The 23,463-nt window shown below is 69.8% G+C and carries 15 protein-coding genes; 6 read left to right on the top strand and 9 right to left on the bottom strand.

Annotated features, from left to right (window positions below; translation table 11 throughout):
- Positions 1-222 precede the first annotated feature (222 nt).
- Both WME96_RS27510 and WME96_RS27505 read left to right on the top strand, forming a co-directional pair.
- Positions 223-1,260, top strand: coding sequence for a hypothetical protein (locus WME96_RS27510; RefSeq protein WP_437284555.1), 1,038 nt, complete (start codon positions 223-225; stop codon positions 1,258-1,260).
- A 56-nt stretch (positions 1,261-1,316) separates the two neighbouring features.
- Complete coding sequence (locus tag WME96_RS27505) at positions 1,317-2,105, top strand: phytanoyl-CoA dioxygenase family protein (protein WP_437284554.1); 789 nt, start codon at positions 1,317-1,319, stop codon at positions 2,103-2,105.
- Positions 2,106-2,157: 52 nt separating this feature from the next.
- Here WME96_RS27505 and WME96_RS27500 read toward each other — a convergent pair whose 3' ends face one another.
- The 6 genes from WME96_RS27500 to WME96_RS27475 all read right to left on the bottom strand — a co-directional run bounded on the left by WME96_RS27500 (position 2,158) and on the right by WME96_RS27475 (position 8,830).
- Complete coding sequence (locus WME96_RS27500; RefSeq protein WP_437284553.1) at positions 2,158-2,988, bottom strand: hypothetical protein; 831 nt, start codon at positions 2,986-2,988, stop codon at positions 2,158-2,160.
- 193 nt (positions 2,989-3,181) lie between these two features.
- Positions 3,182-4,171: a hypothetical protein gene (locus tag WME96_RS27495; RefSeq protein ID WP_437284552.1), complete on the bottom strand. Its 990-nt coding sequence runs from the start codon at positions 4,169-4,171 to the stop codon at positions 3,182-3,184.
- Between the two features lie 76 nt (positions 4,172-4,247).
- The gene (locus WME96_RS27490; RefSeq protein ID WP_437284551.1) at positions 4,248-4,961 is read right to left on the bottom strand and encodes an ABC transporter ATP-binding protein; all 714 of its coding nucleotides are present in this window, start codon (positions 4,959-4,961) and stop codon (positions 4,248-4,250) included.
- Entirely contained in the window at positions 4,936-5,706 is a 771-nt protein-coding gene (locus tag WME96_RS27485; protein ID WP_437292367.1) for an ABC transporter ATP-binding protein, read from the bottom strand. Before WME96_RS27485 ends, WME96_RS27490 begins: the two co-directional genes overlap by 26 nt.
- Positions 5,706-6,674 carry a branched-chain amino acid ABC transporter permease gene (locus tag WME96_RS27480; RefSeq protein WP_437284550.1) on the bottom strand — a complete coding sequence of 323 codons (969 nt, stop codon included), beginning with the start codon at positions 6,672-6,674 and terminating at the stop codon, positions 5,706-5,708. Before WME96_RS27480 ends, WME96_RS27485 begins: the two co-directional genes overlap by 1 nt.
- Complete coding sequence (locus WME96_RS27475) at positions 6,671-8,830, bottom strand: ABC transporter substrate-binding protein (RefSeq protein WP_437284549.1); 2,160 nt, start codon at positions 8,828-8,830, stop codon at positions 6,671-6,673. The genes WME96_RS27480 and WME96_RS27475 overlap by 4 nt, the downstream gene beginning before the upstream one ends.
- 190 nt (positions 8,831-9,020) lie before the next feature.
- Here WME96_RS27475 and WME96_RS27470 point away from each other — a divergent pair, with 190 nt between their 5' ends.
- Positions 9,021-10,715 (top strand): GH3 auxin-responsive promoter family protein, encoded by a 1,695-nt coding sequence (locus WME96_RS27470; protein ID WP_437284548.1) that lies wholly within the window; start codon positions 9,021-9,023, stop codon positions 10,713-10,715.
- A gap of 173 nt (positions 10,716-10,888) precedes the next feature.
- Here WME96_RS27470 and WME96_RS27465 read toward each other — a convergent pair whose 3' ends face one another.
- A complete protein-coding gene (locus WME96_RS27465) occupies positions 10,889-12,532 on the bottom strand; it encodes a glycoside hydrolase family 5 protein (RefSeq protein ID WP_437284547.1) in 1,644 nt (547 codons plus the stop codon).
- A 752-nt stretch (positions 12,533-13,284) separates the two neighbouring features.
- Here WME96_RS27465 and WME96_RS27460 point away from each other — a divergent pair.
- Positions 13,285-14,121, top strand: coding sequence for a hypothetical protein (locus tag WME96_RS27460; RefSeq protein WP_437284546.1), 837 nt, complete (start codon positions 13,285-13,287; stop codon positions 14,119-14,121).
- A gap of 486 nt (positions 14,122-14,607) precedes the next feature.
- Positions 14,608-19,503 carry an AAA family ATPase gene (locus WME96_RS27455; protein WP_437284545.1) on the top strand — a complete coding sequence of 1,632 codons (4,896 nt, stop codon included), beginning with the start codon at positions 14,608-14,610 and terminating at the stop codon, positions 19,501-19,503.
- A gap of 6 nt (positions 19,504-19,509) precedes the next feature.
- Here the strand turns inward: WME96_RS27455 and WME96_RS27450 are convergent, their stop codons facing one another.
- The gene (locus WME96_RS27450) at positions 19,510-20,244 is read right to left on the bottom strand and encodes a YbhB/YbcL family Raf kinase inhibitor-like protein (RefSeq protein ID WP_437284544.1); all 735 of its coding nucleotides are present in this window, start codon (positions 20,242-20,244) and stop codon (positions 19,510-19,512) included.
- Between the two features lie 452 nt (positions 20,245-20,696).
- On the opposite strand from WME96_RS27450, the gene WME96_RS27445 reads away from it, so the two are divergent.
- A complete protein-coding gene (locus WME96_RS27445; protein WP_437284543.1) occupies positions 20,697-21,692 on the top strand; it encodes a quinone oxidoreductase family protein in 996 nt (331 codons plus the stop codon).
- 37 nt (positions 21,693-21,729) lie between these two features.
- On the opposite strand, the gene WME96_RS27440 is transcribed toward WME96_RS27445, so the two are convergent.
- Positions 21,730-23,235, bottom strand: coding sequence for a trypsin-like peptidase domain-containing protein (locus WME96_RS27440; protein ID WP_437284542.1), 1,506 nt, complete (start codon positions 23,233-23,235; stop codon positions 21,730-21,732).
- Positions 23,236-23,463: the final 228 nt, after the last annotated feature.

Here is a 23,463-nt window from a genome sequence, read left to right as displayed (position 1 = left end):
GCATTCCGGCTCGAGCGGCGGCACACCGGCTGGCGGCGGCGGGTCCGGAGCCTTCGCCGGAGGATCCGGTCGTCGCCGGGCCCGCGACGCGGGGCTGCTCGAGCGTCGGTCGCGGAGCCCGCTGCGGTGCCGCGCCGCCCGGCGTCGAGTTTCGTCGGATCCGGTGAGCCGTGACGGCCCCCGGCGAGGACTTCACCTCCGGAACATGCCTGGAGGGAATCCATGAAGCGTTGGATCACGGCCGTCGGTGCGCTGGCGATGATGAGCGGCGGGTGCGACCCGATCGTGTTCGGTCCCGTCGAGCCTCAGCCGACCGAGGAGCCGCCGCCCTCGCCCAACGCCCTCGCGATGCGCGCCGGCGACTGGATGCTCTCGCTGGAGGGTCGCTCGACATCGAGCCTGGGCCTGGCAGAGAATCTCCTGTACCCGGCGCCGCATCCCGACTCGCTCGTCCTTTTCTTTAGCGAATCCGTCCAGGAGTGCAGCCGGCCGCTGATCCATTGGCCGACCCCCTGTGTTCGAGGCGCGCACCCGTTCTGGCAGGTCATCCTCCTCATCCCGCCCGAGCTCAATCGACCCGGATTGATCGACCTCAGGGACCATCGCATCCGCATCTACCACGGCGTCGTGACGCCCGATTGCGGTGGCGGTTTCGGCTTCAGCCCCGGCACGTGGGGCGCCTCGGGGAAGTGGGAAAAGACGCTCGAGATCGTGAGCAGCGACCCGGGCTCCGTCTCGGTGAAGCTCGACTGGGGGGAGCCATCTCTCGGCTGGGGACAGATTGACGGGGACTACACCGCCGCCTATTGCAGCGCCGCGCCGCCCGTGAGCCCGCCTTCGCCCGGGCTGGCGTTCACGGGCGCGCGCGGCTCCACGACCTCGGGCGCCGTCGCAGCGCCGGATGCCGGCGCGCTCCACCTGACCCTCGGGAGCGCAGCCACGAGCTGCGAAGATCCGTTGTCCCCCATCAATTGCACCGGCACCTCGCGCGTGACGCTGCGCCTCCCGCCGTCGCTCCAGCAGCCCGGGATCATCGACCTCACCGACCCGGCGATCGACGCGTCCTTCGCCGTCTCATGGGGCTCAGCGGAGCTCTGCGATGCTTACGACCATGTCACCGGATCGTTCGATGGGGGCACGGTCGAGATCCTGAGCATCGACGCAGGCGGGGTCCTGGCCAGGGTGTACGGGTCCTACACCAACCTCGACTTTGGCGGCTTCGACGCGGACGGGCTCTATGCCGCGTCGATCTGCCCGTGAGCCGCTCTCGGCGGCTTGCACCCTTGCGGCGCGCTGGATAGGGTGGCCCACGCGCCATGATGACCGAGCTGAGCCACGCGCAGATCGAGCACTTCATCACCGAGGGATTCGTGCGGCTCGATGCCGCCTTTCCCCGGAGCCTCGCCGACGAGGGCCGCGCCATCCTGTGGCGTGACACCGGGTTCGATCCGCTCGAGCCAAAGACATGGACGAAGCCCGTGATCCGGCTCGGGCTGTACGGCCAGCGACCGTTCGCCGAGGCGGCGAGCACGCCGGTGCTCCGCGCCGCGTTCGACCAGCTGGTCGGCCCCGGTCGCTGGCAGCCGCAGACCGTGCTCGGCACGTTCCCCATCCGCTTTCCGTCGCCCGACGACCCGGGCGACGCGGGCTGGCACGTCGACGCGAGCTTCGGCACCGAGAACCCCGACTTCATGACGTGGCGCGTGAACGTCGCGTCGCGCGGCCGCGCGCTGCTCATGCTGTTTCTCTTCTCGGATGTCAGCGAATCCGACGCGCCGACCCGCATCCGCGCCGGGTCGCATCTGGACATCGCGAGGCAGCTCGCGCCCGCAGGCGAGCAGGGGTTGACGCTGCGGGAGCTCGCCGCGAACGGCTTCGCGGAGACGGCGCATCGACCGGAGGTGCTCGCGACGGGCGAAGCGGGGACGGTCTACCTGTGTCATCCGTTCCTGGTCCACACGGCGCAGCCGCACCGAGGCACCCGCCCGCGCTTCCTGGCCCAGCCGCCCCTGCTGCCGGCCGAGCCGCTGCGGCTCGAGCGCGAGCACGGGGACTATTCACCCGTCGAGCAGGCCATCCGCGGGGCCCTGAGCGGGGGCCTCTGACGGGCCGCCACGATGGGCGACCCGACGGAGATGGGCCCACCGATCCTGGTTCTCAGCGCGACGCGTACGCCGATGCGGACGATGTCGACCAGATCGGTCCCGTCGTCCACGTCGCGGGCAAGGCCGAGAGGTTCGACTCGGCGCTGCTCTCCGAGGTGTACGCGCCCTCTTCCCGATCGCGGAACCTCGGGGCGCCGCCGCCTTCGGGGCCGAGGATCGCGATCCAGTACGGCTGGCCGGCGACGATCGACACCGGCGCCACGTCCACCGAGTGCCACCCGGGGTTGTGGTACAGGTACGGGATCGTGCCTTGCGTCAGCAGCGTGCCCGGATGACCGCCGTTGTCCGTGTAGAGGCCAACGACGATGTTGACGGCGGTGTTCGCGTTGTCGACGTACAACGTGAGCACCGAGGCCGTACCCGAGGCCGTCGAGGTGTACTGGAACGCCTCGGCCGAGCCATCCGGATTGCTGTCCGGGTTGCTCTCGATCGTCCCGTCGCCGACGAGCGGGCCCCCGGGGCATGAGGTGTCGGGGTTCGCCATGATGCCTCCGCCGCAGTCCCGGAGCGAACCGCGGCAGACGCCTTCTCCGCACTCGTCGGGCTGCGGATCGCACATGATGTCGGCGACCAGGCAGCCGCCGTAGCAGCCGCAGTAGACGAACCCTTCCTGGCACATATCGCAGCTCCGCTCCGGACAGGTATCGCCCGTCGCGACCCAGAGCCCGCAATCGCAGTACTTGTAGCCGTCGCACACCGACGGGTCGCTCAGGCCCTCGGCATGCGTGCCCTTGTCCTCGATCGGAGCGCGGCCCGCGTCCATCACGCTGGTGCAGCCGGCGCCGAGCGCGCAGACGAACGCCAGCGGTGTGGACCATCTCATGACGCGTGTCGCCTGCCTGAAATCCATCGTCGTCCTCTTTCTCCAGGGCGAAAGATCATGAGCGTGGTCGTCAGCGCGGGTATGTGTACTATTCCACCTGCGAGCAGGCCCGCTGATCTTGCCGGTGAATCAGTGGAGTTCACCCTGGGCGTGCCGTCAATCGCGGGCCGCCGACGAAACATTACTTAACAGATCAGGGCACCGGGATCACTTGGCCTTCCGGGTGCGCCGGGTCGGTCGTCTCAGCCCACGTGTTGTTCTGCCAGAGGAAGCGCTCAGGATCGGCGGCTTGCACCTCCGTGTCGGGCGTGCCCTCCCGATCGGCGGAGATCAGCCCGTAGTAGAAGCTGTCGCCGTGCTGATTCCCGATGAACCGGACGCGCGTCGGCATCCCGTGGCCCTGCTCGCGGTTGTAGAGGGTATAGTTGCCGCCGTCGATGAAGTTGTCCTGGACCAGCACGTCATCGGTCGCTCCGAAATCGCAGGTGATGTTGATCGCCGCGGTCTCCTCGCCGTCGTGCTCGATGCGGTTGCGGAGCAGCGACGTCGGCTGGGTCGTCCCGTAGATCTCGATCTGATCGCGGTGCGCGGTGCCGTCGTAGGGGATCGGATCGTGGAGGTAGTTCTCCTCGACATGGCCGCCGTTCAGGCGCATCCCGTTCTCCTGTTCCGACACGTCGTTGCGCCGGCATACCCCGTCGCCGCTCGTCGTCAGATCGATGCCGATGGTCCCCGTGGTGCCGCCGTGGATCGTGTTCCACTCGATGCGCCAGCCCGAGGGGTTCGTCTCGTACCCGACCCAGATCCCCCGCGCGTCGACCGCACCGTCGAGGTCGACGTCGCAGCATCGGACCGTCACGTCGTCGGCGAGGATCTTGATCGCGCCGACGATGCGCTTGTTCTCGATCACGGTCCCTGGAACATCGACGATGCGGGGCCCATCGTAGTCGGTGAGCTGACCGCACGGCAGCCCCGCCGCGATCGCCCCCGCGATACCCGTGTTCGCGGCGCCGATGTCGCGACCATGGGCGACGTCGCCGGCGTGTCCGCCGCCCCCGCCGGACGTCGACGCGCTCGCCGTGCCCGAGGACGCAGCGTCCCCGTTCTCCTGCCCCGAGCAGGCGATCAGGATGGCGAGCGGCGCGGCCAGAAGGAGAGGGGAGGGGCTCGTTCGTCCGTGCATCTCCGCAAGGTACCGCCCGCCCGGGCGCGCGGGAAGCTGGCCGCGCGCGGCGAGCGCCGCCTGCTCCCGAGTCGACTCACAGCCCCAGATAGGCCCTGCGCACCTCCTCTTTCTTCGCCAGCTCGCTCGCCTCCCCCTCCAGGTGGACGCGCCCCTCCGCCAGCACATAGGCGTAGTCGCTCACCGCCATGGCCATGGCCACGTTCTGCTCGACGAGGAGCATCGTCAGCCCCTCGGCCTTCAGCCGGCGCAGCGACTCGAACAGATCGAGCACCAGCCGGGGCGCGAGGCCCAGCGACAGCTCGTCGAGCATCAGCACCTTCGGGTCGGCCATCAGCCCGCGGGCCACGGCGACCATCTGCTGCTCTCCGCCGCTCAGCGTGCCCGCCTTCTGCCCGCGGCGATCCGCGAGGCGCGGGAACATCTCGAACACGCGCTCGAGGTTGCGCCGCGCGCCCGGCTGCGCCCGCCGCGAGAAGGCGCCGAGCTCGAGGTTCTCCTGGACCGTCATGTCGCTGAAGAGCTGCCGTCCCTCCGGCACCAGCACGAGGCCCTCGCCGGCGCGGGCATGCGCGGGGAGCCGCGTCACGTCGTGCCCCCCGAACACAACGGCGCCGCTCCACGTCGGAAGCAGCCCCGTCACGGCGCGCAGGAGCGTCGTCTTGCCAGCCCCGTTCGACCCCACGAGGGCCGTCAGCTTCCCCGGCTCGAGGCGGAGGCTCACGCCCCACAGGATCTGCACCTCCTCGTAGCCCGTCGTCAGATCAGTCACTTCGAGCGCGGCCGCCATCCGAGCCTCCTGCCAAGAGCTCCTGCCCGAGCTTCGGGTCGCCGAGGTACGCCTCGATCACCGTCGGATCCGCCGCCACCTCCCGCGGCTCCCCCGCGGCGATGAGCTTGCCATGGTCCAGCACCACGATCCTGTCGGAGAGGCTCATCATCGCCTGCATGAGGTGCTCGATCATCAGGATCGTCACCCCCTGGCCGCGGAGGAGGCGGATCATGTCGATCATCCGGGCCACCTCGGCGGGATTGAGGCCCGCGAGGACCTCGTCGAGCAAGAGCAGGTACGGCCGCGCGGCGAGGGCGCGGGCCATCTCCAGCCGCTTCTTCTGCGCCACGTTCAGGCTGCCGGCGAGCTGCGCGGCCCGCTCGCCGAGGCCCACGAGGGCGAGCACCTCGTCCGCCACGCGCGCCGCAGCGCCGCGGCCGTGGCGCTCGCGGCCATAGCAGGCGCCGAGGATCACGTTCTCGCGGACCGTGAGATCGTGCAGCGGCCGCACGATCTGGAACGTGCGGGCCAGCCCGAGCTGCGCCACGCGGTACGGCGGCCGGCCGGTGATGTCCTGCCCGCGGAAGACGACACGGCCCTTCTCCGGCGCGTTCACGCCGCTCACCACGTTGAAGAGCGTTGTCTTGCCCGCGCCGTTCGGGCCGATGAGGCCGACGATCTCCCCGTCCTCCACGCCGAACGCGACGTCGCTCAGCGCTTGCAGGCCGCCGAAGCGCTTCGATATCGCCTGCACCTCGAGCATCATTCGAGCACCCCCCGCGCGCGCGGCAGGCGCGCGCGCAGCCAGCCGACGACCCCGGACGGCACGAAGAGGACGATGAGCAGGAGCACGCCCCCTGCGAAGGCGAGGTGGAGATCCTTGAAGAGCGGGGTCGTGAGCAGGAAGCTGCGGAGGCGGTCGTACGCGGCCGCCCCGAGGATCGGCCCGAGCGCCGTCCCCGCGCCGCCCAGCATCACCATGACCAGCGTCTCGATGGACATGTGCAGCCGGAAGGCGTCGCCCGGCTCGACGTTGCCGTTCTTGAAGAAGTAGAGCGTGCCGGCGACGCCGGGGAAGAACGCCGACAGCACGTAAGCGAGCGTCTTGAGCCGCGGCGCGTTGACGCCCATGACGAGCGCCGCGTCCTCGTCCTCGCGGATGCTGAGCAACCCGAGCCCGAACCGCGAGCTCTTCACGAGCAAGCTGACGGCGACCACCACCACCGTGACCAGCAGGAGCAGCGAATACGTGAGCCACAGCGCGTCGGCCGGGCCGCCGTACTCCCCGTAGACCGAGAAGTTGATCGACAGGCCCGTCGCGCCGCCGAAGAGGGACACGTTGTTCACGAACGCCCGGGCCGCCTCGTTGATCCCGATCGTGGCCAGGGCGAAATAGGCGCCCCGCAAGCGCAGGATCGCGAGGCCGAGGACGCCGGCCAGCGCGGAGGCGGCGAGGCCGCCGGCGAGCATGGCGAGGTAGAGGGAGACCCCCCGCTGGCTCAGGAGGTAAAAGCCGGTGTACCCGCCCAGCCCGAAGAACACGATGTGGCCGAAGTTCACGTAGCCCGTGTACCCGAGCAGGAGATTGAGGCTGGACGCGAGCGTGACGAACGTCAGCAGGGTGAACATCGTCTCCCGCAGCGTGTCGCCGCGCGTCGCGAGGGGGAGGGCGCCCAGCCCCACGACGAGGAGGAGCGTCAGCCAGAAGGCAGGGTGTCGATGGGCGTTCATGCGCGGGCTCCAAACAGGCCGCTCGGGCGGAGCAGCAGCACGAGGACGAACAGGACGAACTCCACCACAGGCACCCAGCTCACCGGGAGGAACACGGGGATGAGCCCCTCCAGCATGCCCAGCAAGAGCCCTCCGGCGAGCGCCCCGAGCGGGTTGCCGAGGCCCCCGAGCACGCCGATGACGAACGACTTGAGCTGATACGACTCGCCGCTCAGGATGGTGAAGGGGAAGAACGTGGCGATGAGCCCGCCGGCGGCCGCCGCGAGCATCGTCCCGAGCCCGAAGCTGAGCGCCAGCACGCGGGAGGAGGGGATGCCCATCAGCTCCGCCGAGGCGCGGTTGCTCGCCACCGCGCGGATCGCCTTGCCGAGCCGCGTCCGGCGGAGAAACAAGGTGAGGGCCGACGCGACAAGGACGGCCATCAGGGCCGCCATGAGGCGCGTGCCCGGGAGCGCCACCGGGCCGAGCCGCGCCGTGCCGAGGGAGTAATCGATGTTGCGCGGCGTGGTGGTCAGGAGCGCCGTGCCCAGCCCGATGAAGATCATGTTGACGGCGAACGTGGCCAGCAGGGTCGTCAGGTGGTGCGGCGCATGGACGACCCGGTGTACAGCCACGGGGTAAATCAACAGCCCGAGCAGCAGGCCCCCGCCGGCCACCGCGACCAGCCCGAGGTAGGGGTTCAACCCGAGGTGGGTGAACAGGAAGTAGCTCGCGAACATCCCGAGGGCGACGATCGCGCCGTGGCTCAGGTTGATGATGCGCAGGATGCCCCAGATGAGGGTCATCCCCATCGCGGCAAGGCCGTAGACGAACCCGAGCATGAGCCCGTCCACGAGCGACGTCAGCAGTCGACTGGGGCCCGCGGCCGCCTGCTCGCGGGCGGGATACAGGGCCTTCGCCGTGCTGGCGTCCGCCGGCCAGACAACGCGCTTGACCATCTTGCCCTGCTCGTCCTTCTGCCACTGGATGTACACCATGTCGTGGCCGATCTGGCGGCCATGCCGCTTCGCGCTGGTGTCGTATCTCGTGTGGCCGAAGAAGGTCAGCATGTCCGTGCCGTCGAGCGCCTCCTTGACCTTCGCCGTGTCCAGCGACCCCGCGCGCGCGATGGCCTGCTCCAGGATCAGCCCGGCTGCATAGCCCCCGGCGCCGTGGTACGACGGCGTGTCGCCGAACCGCTCCGTGTACCGCGCGACGAAATCGCTCACCGACGGGCCGTGCCACGGGAGGCCCGCCGCGCCGGCGGACTCGGGGCTGTATTTCACGGCGGACTCCCACTGGCTCGGTCCGATCACGCCGAGCGCCGCCGCGCCGAGCTCCCCGAACCGCGGCTCCGGCGGCGCCACGAGCAGCGCGATGAACTTCGCCTGAATGCCCTTCTCCGCGAGCTGCCGCGCGAAGGTGCTTGTATCGGCGAAGTGGCCGCCGCCCATGATGGCGTCCACGTCGCCCGGCATCCTGTTGATGAACGGCGCGAAGTCCGTGGTGCCGCTGGCATAGCCCTCGAAGAGGACGATCTCGTATCCCTTGCCCTCGCCGTGGCCCTTCGCGGCCGTGGCCACGTCGGTGGAGAACTTGTCCCGCTCGTGGACGATCGCGACCTTCTTCGCCGAGGGATCGAGGTGGGCCAGCAGATCGAAGGCGCCGGTCAGGTAGCGGCTCGCGGGCGTGTAGGTCATGAAGGCCAGCGAGTAGCCCTTGTCGTGGGTGGAGTCCGACGAGGCGCCCGCCGTGACCATGACGCGGCCATACTGCTCGGCGATGACGGCGGCCGCGTCGGTCAGCCCGCTGCTGTAGGGGCTGATCAGGAAATCGGCCCTGTCCTCGTTGATCAGCCGGGTGTAGAGCTGCTGGACTCGGTCCTTGTTGCTCTCGTCATCATAGAACCTGATGTCGAGGGTGACGACGCTGCCGTCGGCGAGGCGGATGCCGCCTGCCTTGTTGACGTCGTCCACCCACATCTTGATGCCGTTGGTCTGCCGGGTCGACTCGACGTTGACGTTCCCCGTCAGCGACGCCGTGAACCCGACGATGGCCGTCCGGGAGCGGGCCGCCGTCCCCTGCGGACCGGGCGCGCCGGATTGCGCGCTCGCTGTCGAGGTCGCGCCCCACGCGATCGCCACCAGCGTCAGGATGAACAGGGCCAGCTTTCGCATCGCGGCATCCTACACCGCGGCGCCGGCGCCCCCTCCGGGAAAGCCCGCTGGCCCGCGACCGGACGCTGGTCGGCTCGCCGGGAATGGCCGCCGGCCGGGCGCCGCCGCGTGCCTTGGTTTTCTCGGCTCGATCGGGCACAGTGGGCCTCTCTCGCCGCAGCGTCGCTCAACGCTGCTCAGGAGCTCCCGTATGCGCTCGATCCTGCCCACGCTGCTCCACTCGGCCTTCGTCGGCGTCAGCCGGCTCGCCAGGCTGCGCTTCGAGACGCAGGCCCACCGGGCGGGCGCGGTGAACGAGCGCCTGCTCCTGGACATCGTGAAGCGACACAAGGGCACCGAGTTCGGGCGACGGCACCATTTCAGCGCGATCCGGACCGCGGGGGACTTCCAGCGGGCGGTGCCCATCGCCACCTACGACGACCTCCGCGCGGATATCGAGCGCATGGCCCGCGGGGCGCGGGGCGTGCTCACCGCGGATCCTGTCACCGCGTTCGCGCTGACCTCGGGCACGACGGGCACCCAGAAGCTGATCCCGATCACCGCGCTCACGCAGCGCCGGCTCGGGCAAACCCTCCTCACGAGTCGTGGCATCCTGTTCAACGCGCTCCCCGCGTCGAGCGAGGACAGGCCCGCGGCGGCGTTGATGAGCGCGCTCTTGACCGGCCGGACCGAGGGCGGCTTTCCGACCGGCTCGATCTCCTGTTACATGATGCGCGCCGCGCTCGAGCGGCGACCCGGAGCGTGGGCGTCCCCGCCCGAGGCCTTCCACGTCCCGACCCAGGCCGACGCGCTCTACCTGCACCTCCTGTTCGCGCTGGCGCAACCCGCGCTCGGGACGATCGTCGCGCCGTTCGCCTCCGGCCTCCTCGATTTCTTCCAGGTCCTCGAGGCGCGCTGGCCTGCGCTGGTCGAGGACCTCGGCCGCGGAGCGCTGCGCCCCGACGTCGCCGTGCCGCCCGAGCTCGCGCAGCCGATCCGCGCCAGGCTGCGGGCCGATCCCGGGCGGGCGAGCGCCGTGGCGAAGCAGCTCGAGCGGGGCCTCGACGGCGTCGCCCGGCGGCTCTGGCCGGGCCTCACCCACGTATCGGGCGGCACGAGCGGCAGCTTCCGGATCTACGCCGAGAAGCTCGCGCGCTACGTCGGCGATGTCCCCATCTACTCGCCCTTTTACGTGTCCTCGGAGGCGATGCTCGGCTTCAACCTCGGTCTGGGCGCCCCTGTCTACGCCCTCCTGCCGAGCTCCGCCTTCTACGAGTTCATCCCTGCCGACGATCTCGACGCCGAGCGCCCCTCGGTCCGGCGCATCGACGAGCTCACCGAGGGGGAACGGTACGAGATCGTCGTCACGACCCACGGCGGGCTGTACCGCTACCGCATGGGCGACGTGATCGAGGTCGCGCGACACCACCGTCGCGTGCCGGTGGTGGAGTTCATCCACCGGCGAGGGTGCCTGCTCAACATCGCCGGCGAGAAGACGTCCGAGCACGCGATCCATCGCGCCCTGGACGAGGCGCTGTCAAAGGAGGCCCTCGGGCTCGTGGACTTCTCGACGATGGAAGATGCCGAGTCCGCGCCCAAGCGCTACGTCGTGTTCGTTGAGCTCACCGAGGGCAGCCGGCCTGCGTCCGCCGAGCGGCTCGCCGGGCGGATCGACGACGCGCTCCGCGCGGCCAACCCGTACTACGCCACGCTCCGGGGGCGCCTCGGGCCGCTCTCGCTCCACGTCGTGCAGCCGGGGACGTTCCGTGAGCTGCGCGAGCTCTTGGTCCGCCGGGGCGCCTCGCCCAGCCAGGTGAAGGTGCCGCGCGTGGTGACCGAGGGCCCGCTCGCGGAGCTCTTGATGGCGCGCCGCGAGGCCGCGCCGGAGCCTGCGGTCGCGCCCTGACGGGCCTTCTGGTCTCGGCCCCTCCCGCCGTCCGGGCGCGCGGCGCCGCGGCGGCGTCGCTGTCGAGATGGCCCCCTGGTCGCCGGGACCGCCAGCCGCTGCCGGCTGAAGCCACAAAAAGTAACCGCCCGCAAGCCGAGGCCTGCGGGCGGTCTTCATGATCCGCGATTCGTCTACTTCAGGCGGGCCAGCATCTCGACCTTCTCCGAGTCGAGACCCGTCCAGGTGCCCCAGCCCGACTTCTCGGCATCGGTGTACGCGTGCTCGTAGATGCCACCCGTATCACCCGACTCGGGGTTGATGGACCAGTACGTGAAGTCCGTCATCTTCCTCTTGATGAGGTAGTCCACGTAGATGTTCTGCCACTCCCAGTCGTAGCGCTTGCCGGCGGGCAAGTGCGCCCACTGCTGGGCGAGGGGCGGATCCATCTCGTTCTTCGGCCAGTCCTTCACGCCGCCGAACTCGCCGGTGATCACGCAGAAGTTCTGCTCGTGCAGGAACCCGAAGTGCTCGTCCCACTGCTTCTCCAGCTTCGCGACGGCCTCCGCGTTGCTCCGCTCCACGATCAGCCCGCACTTCGCCTCGGCGGCCGCCTCGTCCTCGAGCCCGACGCACTCGGGCTTGGACTGATCGACGTGCTGCTTCTGGACGAACACGGCGGGACCGTAGGTGTGGGGCGAGAAGCAGAGCCGATCCTTGGGGACCTGGATCGGGTAGGCCGTCTGCCCGTAGAAGTTCTCGCCCCAGTTCGGGTTGAGGTTCTCATCGCCGTGGGGTTCCGGCTCCAGCGTCAGGCCGGTGGCGCCCGGGGGCTGGTGGCTGCCGGACACGCCCTGCACCACCGCGATCATGTCGTTGTTCTCCTCGGCGATGACGTCGTAGCACGCCTTGGCCATATCGGCCCACTCGGCCCAGGAGTACTTCCACGGCTCGTTGAAGCAGTCGATGCCGATGATGTTGTTGATCCCGAGCTTCGCGGGGAGCTTCGCGATCGTGCGGATGTCCGCGAGCCACTTGTCGAAGTTGTAGGCGTCCTCGCCCATCGTGCAGTTGTAGTCGTCCGCCTTGTAATCGTAGTTCTCGCGGGCGCTGTCCACGTAGGGCGGGGCATCGTCGAGCCGGCCCGCGCGCCACCCGAGGTGGTTCGAGCAGGAGTGGATGCCGATGATGACGTTCAGGTTGTTCTTGGCAGCCTGCTTGAGGAAGTCCTCGAGCGCCTCGTACGCGTTGGCGTACGGATAGACGTCCGGATCGTTGTTTTTGATCCGGGGGGTCATCGTGCTGTAGTTGCCGTCCGGGTGGTTGGCGACCAGGGTCTGCGGCGCGATGGGGAGCCGGATCGTGTTGAACTTGAGCGCAGAGCTCGTGAGCTCCTTCATCGTCATCTCGATCGTGCGCGGGGCGTTGTTCTCCGCCCACCACATCGACCCGATGAAGAGCTCCATGGCGCCGGGGCGCTCGAGATCGTCCTGCCCCTCGAGCCCGAACCAGTTGCCGCCGCGAACCTGGATCGCGGTGCCGTCCTGCGTCAGGCGGCCGTCCTTGACCCGGAACCTGCCGGCCGGCGAGCCATCGGTCTCCGGCGTGGGCTTCCCATCCGGGTTGGTCGTGCCGCCACCACCGCCCGTCGGCGTGCCCGTCCCGGTGCCGCCGGCCGGCGTGCCCGTCCCGGAGTCCGCACCGCCGGTGCCGCCCGCCGGCGTGCCCGTCCCGGTGCCGCCGGTCGGCGCGCCCGCCCCGGTGCCCGCACCGCCGGTGCCGCCCGCCGGGCTCCCGGTCGCCCCGCTCGAGCTGTCGCCGCCGCAGCCGATGGCCATCAGACCAGCGATGGAAAGGGAACACAAGAAGATATGGCTTCTTCGGATTCTCATGGCTTCGCTCTTTTCGTTAAGCACAAATTCAGTACAAGGTACACGTCCCGAGCGACCACATCCGTGGTGCGACCGTAAGCCAGTCCAAGATCGTCAACTGGTCGCGCTCGGAACTCGACCCTGAACCGAATTCGCAATCAAGCAACACCGACGGGTTGCCAACCGGGCTCGTACACTACCCGTCTAGAAACAAGGGGTCAAGACGGGACTGTCCCTACGGGCCGGGGACCAAATTATCAATTGGGCGTCTCTTTCCCGCGAGAGTGGATCGTCGGCGCGGGCTCTCGGCCTGGCCAGAGGCCAGCCCGTGGGGCGCGTGTTGCTCTGAGGATGGGACGGCCGCGCCAGGGGGCCTGGCCTCGGATCGCGCTTGAATTCCCCAGCCGTCGAATCGCAATCGGCGCATCGCGTTCACGTCAGACGCGCAGCGTCATCGATGCTGAGCTTCATCAGCCGCCGAATCGCAATCGGCGCATCGCGTTCACGTCAGACGCGCAGCGTCATCGGTGCTGGGTCCACTTCGGGTGAAACGTTTCAGCGAAGGGAGATCGGCGCGGCGCGGCGGGCGGACGCGTCGGTTCTCCGGGGGAGGGGGCGCATGACAGGGCGCCGCTCGATCGGAACCCGAGCGGCGCAGGCGCGGGTCGAGGAGAGTCACCCCGTCACCGCCGGGCGGCTCATGGCGGTATGCTGCCGTCATGGACTGGAAAGAGCGCTGTCGCGCCCGCCTCCGCGAGCACCTCGACCCGCACGGCGACCTCGCTCCTCCCTGGGAGCGCTTCCCCGATTACGAGCGCCACACGCTCGGGTGGCGCATGGGCGCCGGTGAAGACTGGATGGGGCTGTGGGGCGCCTTTCTCGATCAGCTCGCTCCCGACCTCGAGACCCGCGCCGCCTACCTGAGACGCCACCCTCCGGCGCCGGTGAGCTGGGCAGACGCCGTTCATGACGTGCTCTATCCCACGGAGCGATCCGAGGACGACAGCGACGACGAGGACGATCCGGCAGCGACTGCCCAGCGCCGCGCCGCGCTCCTGGAGCAGGGCTTCATCGCGTCCGACGTCGCTTTCACCACGTGGCTCGGCCAGCAGAGGGACGTGCGGTGGCCGTGGGAGCGCGGCGCGACGCCCGAGGACGCGGCCCGGTACGACACCCGCGAGCTCTGGTTCTGGTCGCGTCAGATCGCCGGGCTCCGGAGCGCCGGCGGATGGAAGCCGCCGATCGTGCCGGAGACGTGGCGCGCCTGCGCGCGAGCGCTCGAGAGCGGCGACGCAGGCCCGGTCGAGCCCCACCGCGGGCTCAGCTCGCTCGCACGGTTTCTCTGCGCCGGAGACGTGAAGGCCCCATGGCAGCTCGGCCTGGATCTCGCCGACTTCGCGGATTCGTTCGATGACGACATGGGCTACGTCGATGCGTTTCGCCTGTGGGGGATGTCGGCCTTCGACGACGCCCACCAGCTTCGCCGCTATCTCGAGGCCACGCGCGCTCCGCAGGACTGGAGGGCCTGGGCAGAGGAACAGCTTCCTGTCGATTGAGCCGCGACAGGGAGCGCCGGCACACGAGGGCATGATCCCCGAGCGCGCGGAGCGAGCGTACATGCTGCGCCGATGAGCGCACCTCGGGCATGCCTCGCGGGTCGCGAGCGGTCTCCTCCATGGCGTTACGGATCTACCCAGGCCGCACGAACGAGCGCCTGGTGGCCTGGGTAGATCCGCTGGAATACTCAATGAAATTGATAAGATAGGACGATGGTTCCCGGCCCGGCGAGGCCCGCTTTCCCCCTTGCTTGGCCGGATCACGCCGTGGTAATTTTTGGGGCGTCCTGGACGCTCTGGGAGGGAAGGCAGGCTCCAGGACACGCGGAGACACTCTCCTCCTTCGTGCCTCCTGCGCTGTTGCCGCGGTTCCCTCTCCTCTTCGCAAGGCCGTTGTCCAGCTCCTCCGTCGGCCCGTAGGGTCGAAGGGGGCGCTCACACGCTCATGCGCCAGCGGGCCAGCGCGGCGCTTCCTCCCGATCGGCAATGCTCACCCTACCCAGCTACCACTCCGTCATTCACTTCGACCCGACCGACGACTCCGCCCGCTACCGCGCCATCCGCGCGTCCGACGGCGCGCCCGTGGTGCTCAAGGTGCTCGGCGCCGGCGCGTCGCGGATCGTGGACCGCGCCCGTGTCAAGCACGAGTACAAGCACATCGCGCGCATCGAGTCGGAGCGTGTCGTCAAGGTCCACGGCGTCGAGGAGCACGAGGGTGACCTCGTCGTGATCCTCGAGGACGCCGCCGGGGAGGAGCTCGGGAGCTTCCTTGCGGCGCAGGGCCAGCTCGACGTCGATCGATGTGTCGATCTCGCCATCTCCATGACCGAGGCGGTGCGGGTGCTGCACGGACACGACATCGTGCACGGCGCCGTCAGGCCGAAGAGCTTCGTCGTCGGCGGCGACGGCCAGGTCCGGATCCTGAACTACGGGGTTGACGCCGCGGTCAATCACGAAGGCACGTCGCTCTACAGCGAGGCCTTCATGGCCGACGTGCTCCCCTACCTCTCGCCCGAGCAGACCGGCCGGATGAACCGGAGCGTCGACCACCGCTCGGATCTGTACTCGCTCGGCGTGCTGTTCTACCGGATGCTCACCGGGAGCCTGCCGTTCGAGGCGAGCGACCCGCTCGAGCTCATCCACGCTCACATCGCGCTCATCCCCGATCACCCCGCGGCCCGGCGCGCCGATGTCCCCGCCCCGCTCGGCGACGTGGTGATGAAGCTGCTCTCCAAGGACGCGGAGGACCGCTATCAGTCCGCGAGCGGCCTGCTCGCCGATCTCCACGAGTGCCGGCGGCGCTTCGCGCAGGGCCGCCGCCTCGAGCGCTTCGAGCTCGGCCAGCGCGACGCCGCGTACCTGCTCCAGATCCACCAGCGGCTCTACGGCCGCGAGGAGAGCATCGCGCGCCTCACGGCGGCCTTCTTCGGGGTCCTGGGCGGCGCGCGCAAGGTCGTCCTCGTCTCGGGCTACTCGGGCATCGGCAAGTCGTCGCTCGTCCAGGAGATCCTCAAGCCGCTCGCGCGCGAGAAGGGCTATTACATCAGCGGCAAGTACGACCAGTACAACCGCGATCGGCCGCTCGGCCCCGTGCTCCAGGCGTTCGACGCGCTGCTGCGGCAGATCCTGTCCGAGAGCGAGGAGCGCATCGCGCGCTGGCGGGCGGCGATGATCCAGGGGCTCGGGAACAACGCGCAGGTCATCTGCGAGGTCCTCCCCGCGCTCACGTACCTCGTCGGCCAGCAGCCGCCCGTGCCGTCGCTCGGCCCCGTCGAGGCGCAGAACCGGCTGAACCTCACCTTCCAGAAGTTCGTCTCGGTCTTCACCGGGCACGGGCGCCCCGTCGTGCTCTTCCTTGACGATCTCCAGTGGATCGACGCCGCGAGCCTGAGCCTCGTCAACGCGCTGCTCGAGGGCGACGGGCTCGGGGCGTTCTTCTTCTGCGGCGCCTACCGCGACAACGAGGTGAGCGCCGCGCACCCGTTCATCCGCGCCGTGGAGGACCTCCGGAAGACCGGCGTCGAGATCGAGCCCATCGTGCTCACGCCGCTGGAGCTCCCGCACGTGACGGCGCTCCTCGGCGACAGCCTCGGGCGCCCGGACGTCGGGCAGCTCGCGGCGCTCGTGCTGAGGAAGACCGGCGGGAATCCGTTCTTCATCAAGCGCTTCCTCAAGTCGATCCACGACAGCGGCGCGCTGTCGTTCGACCAGGCCGGCCGCTGGTCGTGGGACCTCGAGGCGATGAGCGCCCTCGAGTACACCGACAACGTCGTCGACCTCATGGCGAGCAACATCCGCCGCCTGCCCGCGCCCACGCAGGAGGCGCTGAGGCTCGCGGCGGCCCTCGGGAACCGCTTCGATCTGGGGACGCTCTCCACGATCAGCGGGTGCTCCGTCGACGAGCTCTACGCGCGCGTCGAGCCGGCGCTCAAGGAGGAGCTCATCACGAGCGACGGGGCGACCCACCGCTTCGTCCACGACAAGATCCAGGAGGCGGCCTACTCGATGATCCCTGTCGAGGAGCGGCCGGGGCTCCACCACCGCATCGGGATGCTCCTGCGGGAGGCGCTCGGGGCCGACACGCGCGGGCTGTTCGACGTCGTGAACCACCTCAACCGCGCGGGCGATCTGATCAGCGGCCGCGCGGCGCGCCTCGACCTCGCGCGGATGAACCTCGCCGCGGCCGAGCGGGCCGAGGAGAGCTCGGCGTTCGACGCCGCGCTCAAGTACCTGGCCGAGGGGATCGCGCGGCTCCCCGACGATCCGTGGGGTGCGGAGTACGAGCTCACGTTCGCGCTCACCACGAAGGTGGGGCTCATGCAGGTGCTCGCCGGCCGCCCCGACGAGGCCCTCGTCACGCTGGACGGGGCCGTGGCGCACGCGGCGAGCCGGCTCGACAGGACGCGCGCCTACGGGGCCAAGGTGAAGGTGCATGTCCTCAAGGGCGACCTGTACGCCGCCCTGACCGAGGGGCTCGTGGCCCTGCGGCTCTTCGGGATCGACCTCCCGCCCTTCCCGTCGGACGAGGCGGTCGCCGGCGACGTGGAGGCGACGCTGAAGTTCCTCGACGGCCGCTCGATGGAGTCGCTCGTCGGTGTGCCGCGGCTCCAGGACCCCGAGATCGCCGCCCTACACAGCGTGCTCGAGGAGATGATCTCGTCCTGCTACTTCCTCGCCAGCAACAACTTCGGGTTCTGCGTGATGAGGATCCTGCGGGACACCGTGCACTACGGCGTCTCGCAGAGCTCGGTCTTCTCGTACGTCGTCTTCGGCCAGATCCTGTGCGTCAGCGGCCGTATCCCGCTCGGCTACGCCTTCGGCGAGGCCGCCGTCGAGCTCCTCCGGCGCTATCCGGACAAGCGGAACGACCCGATCCTCGCCTGCATGTGGGGCGGGTTCGTCATGCACTGGCGCACGAGCTACGCGAGGGGGCGCGAGATCCTGCACTCCGGCATCCACGCGGGCCTGGAGACAGGGCAGTACATCTGGGCGTTCTACTGCATGGTGAACGCGAACACGAGCACGCTGCTCCTCGGCCTGCCCCTCGCCGAGATCAAGGCGGAGTCGAGGTCGCTGCTCCCCCTGCGAAAGTTCGACAGGTGGAATTTCATCACCTGGATGGTCAGCGCCATCGGCCAGCTCTGCGAGAACCTCATGAGCCCGGATCCGGGCCCGTCGGACCTCGCCGGCGAGTGGATCCAGATCGACGAGATCGTCGCGGCCGCGGCGGCGATCAACAACCAGGCTTCCCTCTTCTTCGCCCTCTTCTACCGGCTCGTCCTGCGCCTGTTCCAGGGCGATCACGCGGGGGCGGCGGCGCTCGCGTTCGAGGCGAACCCCACGATCATCGGGATCGCCGGCTGGCAGGGCAACCCGCCCTTCCACTTCTACGGGGCCGTCGCCCTGATCCTGGCGGCCGAGGGCGCGGATCCGGAGACCCGGGAGAAGTACCTCGAGAAGGCCCGCGCGATGGGCGAGAAGGTCGCCTTCTGGGCGAGCCACGCCCCCGACAACATGCGGCACCGCCACCTCCTGCTCTCGGCCGAGCTCGCGCGCGTGGGCGGCGACAGGCGAGGGGCCCTGGAGCTCTACGACGAGGGCATCCGCGCGGCCGCGGACGGCGGCTACCTGCACGACGGCGCGCTGGGCAACGAGCTCTGCGCGCGCGCCTACCTCCAGCTCGGGAGGACGACGCTCGCGCGCGCCTACATGATCGAGGCGCACGCGCAGTACGCGCGCTGGGGCGCATCGAGCGCCATGGCCCGCCTCGAGCGCGATCATCCCGATCTCCTCGTGAGGCGCGAGTTGCCCGCCCTGGCGAGCGCGCCTGTCGTCGTCCGGGAGGACCTCGACCTGCGCAGCGCGCTCAAGGCATCTCAGGCCCTCTCCGGGGAGATCGTCCTGCCCCGGCTGCTCGAGGCGCTGATGCGCATCATGCTCGAGAACGCCGGCGCGCGCCGCGGCTTCCTGATCCTGAAGGACGAGGGCCGACTCACCATCGAGGCCGCCGGCGACGTCGCGGACGACCGGATCGAGCGGATCGCCTCGGCACCGCTGGACTCCCGCCCCGACCTGGCGACCAGCGTGGTTCATTATGTCGCGCGGACTGCGGAGAGCGTCGTCATCGACGATGCCCCGAGCCATCCGTCCTTCGCCTCCGACCCGTACGTCAGGGCCGCTCAGCCGAGGTCGATCCTCGCCTCGCCCATCTTTCATCAGGGGCGCGTGCTCGGGATCCTCTACCTGGAGAACGCGGTGGCCAGCGCCGCCTTCACGCGCGACCGCGTCGAGCTCCTCGGCCTCCTGTCGACCCAGATCGCCGTGTCGCTGGAGAACGCCCGCCTCTTCGCCCAGCTCGAGGACAAGGTGGAGGCCCGCACCGCCGAGCTCAGCGAGGCGCACGCCCAGCTCGGGGAGCTCTATGCGGCGCGGGAGCGCGAGCAGGAGGAGAGGATGCTGGAGCAGCGCGCCCTCATCGAGCAGCAGCGCGAGGTCATCCACGCCCTCTCCGCCCCCATCCTCCAGGTCTGGGACGGCGTGCTCGCCGTGCCGCTCGTCGGCGCGCTCGACAAGGAGCGCGCCGACGAGCTGATGCACAGCCTGCTGCTGGCGGTCTCGCGCGGCGACGCGCGCTTCGCCATCCTCGACACCACCGGCGTCGAGGCGATCGACGAGGCCGTCGCCGATCACCTCGTCCGCATCGTGCGCGCCGTCCAGCTCCTCGGCGTCCGGGCGATCGTGACCGGGATCCGCCCCGCTGTCGCGCGGACGATGACCTCTCTGGACATCGACATGCGCGCCCTGGGCACGCACGCCACCCTGCGCGAAGCCCTCAAGTTCTGCATGCGGAGCCTCACCGCCGCGCGGCGCGCGCCGCGCTGACGCCGCTCATCGGGGCGGGGCGGCGTCGGACGTGCCGGTGAGCTTCGCCTTCGCGAGGTGGCTCGCCTCGAGCTTGGTCTCCGCGTCCTTGACCGCGGCCGTGCCGGTGCCCGTGATCGTCACCGACTCCTCGCCGAGCGCGTAGATCGTGAACTCGTAGGTGTCGGTGTTGGCGTTCCCGCCGCCGAAGTTCGGGCAAGGCCCGAGGTAGTTGCTGTTCTGCATGGCGCCGATGGACGCCGCGTTCTTGAACTCCTCGGGCAGCGAGGTGACGTCGGCCGGAATGTTGTAGATGACCCAGTGATAGCCGTTCATGTTGGGCGGCGTCTTGGTCGTCAGGGTGACGTCGATGAAGGTGATGGCGTAGCTCTTCGTGCCCGGAGGCCCTGCGGTCCAGTGGAGCTCCGGCAGGAGGCTGCCGTTGAAGCCGGCGGCCGCGCAGGTGTACTTGTCGCCGAACTCCGCGCCTTCCGTGTGATTGGGGCTCGTGAGCGTGAATTCACCAGAGGACGTGTCGCCGCCGCCGCCGCCGTCGCCCGTCGAGCCGCCCGCGCCGCCGCTCCCCGACGTCGCCGTCGTCGAGCCATCCGCGCCGCCGCTCCCTGACGTCGCCGTCGAGGTGCTCGTGGGGCCGGCCGAGGTCGCGCTGCCGGTGGTGCTCCCGCTGCTCGTCGCGCCGCTCCCGCCCTCCCCCGACGGATCGGGATCGCTGCTGGAGCAAGCCAGTGCGGCGAATGGCACGCCTGCGAGGACGAGGACTCGAATGGTACGAATGAGCCTGTTCGTGATGGTCTGCATTGGCGGACTATGTCACGTTCGCATTCCGGCAGCGATGACAGCGCGCTTCGTGTCACGATAAATATCCGCAAATCCGCGGCATATTTCCCGGAACAGCGCACAGTGGGTGTCGTTCGGTATTGCGTTCGGCATTGTGAACGTTCACTCGGTTCTGGCCGGCCTCATCGACAGCCAGAGAGCATGTTCGGCTGCGGAGGAGATTTGCAGAGACAGCCTTCGAAGCCGGGCGCCCTCGCTCCTCGCGTCGTCACATCGCCACGAACCGGTCGCCCACGGCTCGAGCAGGACGAGCACGGGGTGCAGCTCGGCCGGCGATCGGTAGCCTCGGCGGCCGCCGGGGATCACACTGCGCCGGCGCCGCTGCAGGTCGGCGCCGATCGTGAGGAGCGCAGCGCATGAAGGCAATCGGAATCCATCGTCACGGCGACGCCTCGCAGCTCGCGCCGCTGGAGCTGCCCGCGCCGGAGCCGGGGCCGCATCAGGTGCGGGTGCGGGTGGTCGCGTCGTCCGTCAATCCGGCGGACGTCCGGGCGCGCTCGGCAGCGCCCGGGCCGCGCCGCATCGAGCGGCAGTTCCCCGTGGTGCTCGGCTACGACGTCTCCGGGACGGTCGACGCGGTCGGCCCCGGGGTCGACGACCTCGCTGTGGGCGACGAGGTGTTCGGCTCGCCGAGCCTGTTCGGGCAGGGCGCGAACGCGGAGCTGGTGGTGGTCGACGGCCGCACGATCGCGCGCAAGCCGGCGGCCCTGTCGCACGAGCAGGCCGCCTGCCTGTCGCTCGCCGGCGTCACGGCGTGGGAGTGCCTCGCGCGCGCGCAGCCCCCGGCCGGCGCCACGGTGCTTGTCACCGCGGGCGCCGGCGGGGTGGGGCACCTCGAGGTGCAGCTCGCGCGGCACCTCGGGCTGCGCGTCGTGGCGACCGCGAGCCGGCCCGGGTCGATCGCGCTGTGCCGCGAGCTCGGCGCCTCGGTCGTGCTCGATCACGCGACGCAGGACGTCGGGCAGGCCTGCCGGGACCTGACCGGCGGGGCGGGCGTGGCGGCGGCGTTCGACAACGCCGGCGGCAGCGCGCTGGATCAGGCGCTCGACGCGGTGGCGCCGATGGGCACCGTCGTGAGCATCGTGCCGACGCCGGCGCCGGTGGCAGACAGGCTGTTCATGAAGGCGGCGTCGCTCGTCTACCACGTGATGGGCGCCGCCTCGATCTGGCGGCTTGACCCGCGCGCGCAGGGCCGCGCGCTGGCCGCTGTCGCGGCGCTGGCGGCGCAGGGCCACGTCAGGCCTGTGGTCGCCGCGAGCTATCCGGTGCGCGAGCTCGCGCAGGCCCACCGCGCCATCGAGTCGGGCCGCACGACCGGCAAGATCGCGATCCGCGTGGCCGACGGGTGGTGAACCGCGGGGCGCGAGGGCCCGCCCGGCGGGCCCGGGATCAATTCGCCGGCGGGATGAAGAGGCCCGGGCACGGCTCGTCGCCGAAGACCCGCACGCCGAGACGGTACATCGTGATCTTCGGGTTCGGCGCCCAGTTCCAGCTCAGGCCGCCGTAGGAGCGGTCGTTCGACTGGTTGAACGCCTGCCAGCTCGACGCGTGGAACGCGACGCGGAACTGGTCGGTGGTCGACGACGGATCCACCGAGATCGAGGGGAGCTCCACGTCGAGGTAATGGGTCGCGCCAGCGCACCCTCCGCCGGGCACCTCATGAAAGCTCATCGTCGGCGTGCTCGAGCAACCCCAGCACTCGGCCGCGAGGGAGCCGGGCGGCTCCTGGGTGAAATAGTACCGTATGGTCGAGCCCCAGAGATACACGCTCTCGGTGCCGGTATTGCGCACCTGGAGGCCCGGCGTCACCCAGTTCGGCTGCGGCGTGTGCTCGTCGTACAGCACCTCGAGCTGGCAGTCCGCCGGGCAAGAGGCGGTGTTCTCGCCGCTGCTGCAGATGCCATCGCCGCAGGAGCAGTCGCCCGGGCACGAGGTCGGGTTCTCGAGCGGGCCGCAGGCGCCGTCGCCGCAGGAGCACACGTCGGACACCGTCTTCTCGCACATGGCCTGGACCGCCTGGAAGGCATAGGTCGCGTCCTCGCCGCGGCAGGCGTTGTCGGCGCACGTGTTCGGGCGCGCGCAGCCGTCGTCCTCGTCCATCACGAAGTCGATCGCGCCGCGGGACAGGACGCCCACGAGCTCGTGCGTGTTGAGATCGAACACGCCGGAGCCGGAGTTGCCCACGAACGTGTCCAGGTTGCTGACGAAGAACTCGAGATCCCCGTCGTTGCTGCGGACCGCGGCGCCGTCGGCCAGCTTGAGCGGCAGCCCGCGGGGGAAGCCGTGCACCACGAGCGGGGTGCCGACGGCCAGCGGCGCGCTCGACACGCGCACCGCGGCGGGCGTCCGCCCGACGACGGGCCGGTCGAGGCGCACCACCGTGTAGTCGGCGCCGCTCGGGTCCCGGTACCAGGTGATGAAATCCACGCAGCGATAGACGTCGTCGCTGGTGATCTGGCCGAGCTCGCCGGCCGGGGTCATCGCGTAATCGAAGACGAAGCGGCTGTCGCCGCAGTTGTTGATGCAGTGCCCGGCCGTCAGCACCAGGTCCTCGTCGATCAGCGTGCCGCTGCAGTCGGCGAGCGCCGGCTGCGCGGCGAAGCGCTCGTCGGGGCACACGCCGTCGCGCTCGATCCACGTGGGCCCGGCGATCTGGATGTCGTTCGGGTCCGAGTCGTCGACGGCCGAGGTGGGGATCAGCGCCACGGTGAAGTCCCGCGCGCGCTGGGCCCACGCCGGATCCGAGTACGTGAACGGCTCTTCCCTGTCGTCGTCGCCGTAGATGACCTCGGAGCGGATCTGGCCGGTGGTCTCGTCCTCGACGGGCGCCGAGCACGCCGCGCCGGCCCCCGCGAAGATCAAGCCAGCGTGAAAGAACAAACGGAATGTCTTCATGGCAAACTCCTGGTAGGCAATGCAAGGACGCTCGGGCCGGTCTCGAGCACGAACTCGACACCCGAAGAATGCTGGCCTGCACAGGGCGCGTACGGCGCATCCGAGCAGGTCAGTCGGGGAGTCTATTGGGCAGCGCAGCGCGCTCCAATGATCATGCGACATGGGCCTCATGCACACCGTGCATCGGGGTGTCACGTCATGTGCGGTCAACGCATGTCGTAGCCGTTC

The organism is Sorangium sp. So ce406 (genome assembly GCF_051474675.1).
Taxonomy (GTDB): Bacteria; Myxococcota_A; Polyangia; order Polyangiales; family Polyangiaceae; genus Sorangium; species Sorangium cellulosum_G.
The sequence above is the reverse complement of the archived record's forward strand: the minus strand, read 5'-3'. Positions and strand labels throughout refer to the sequence as shown.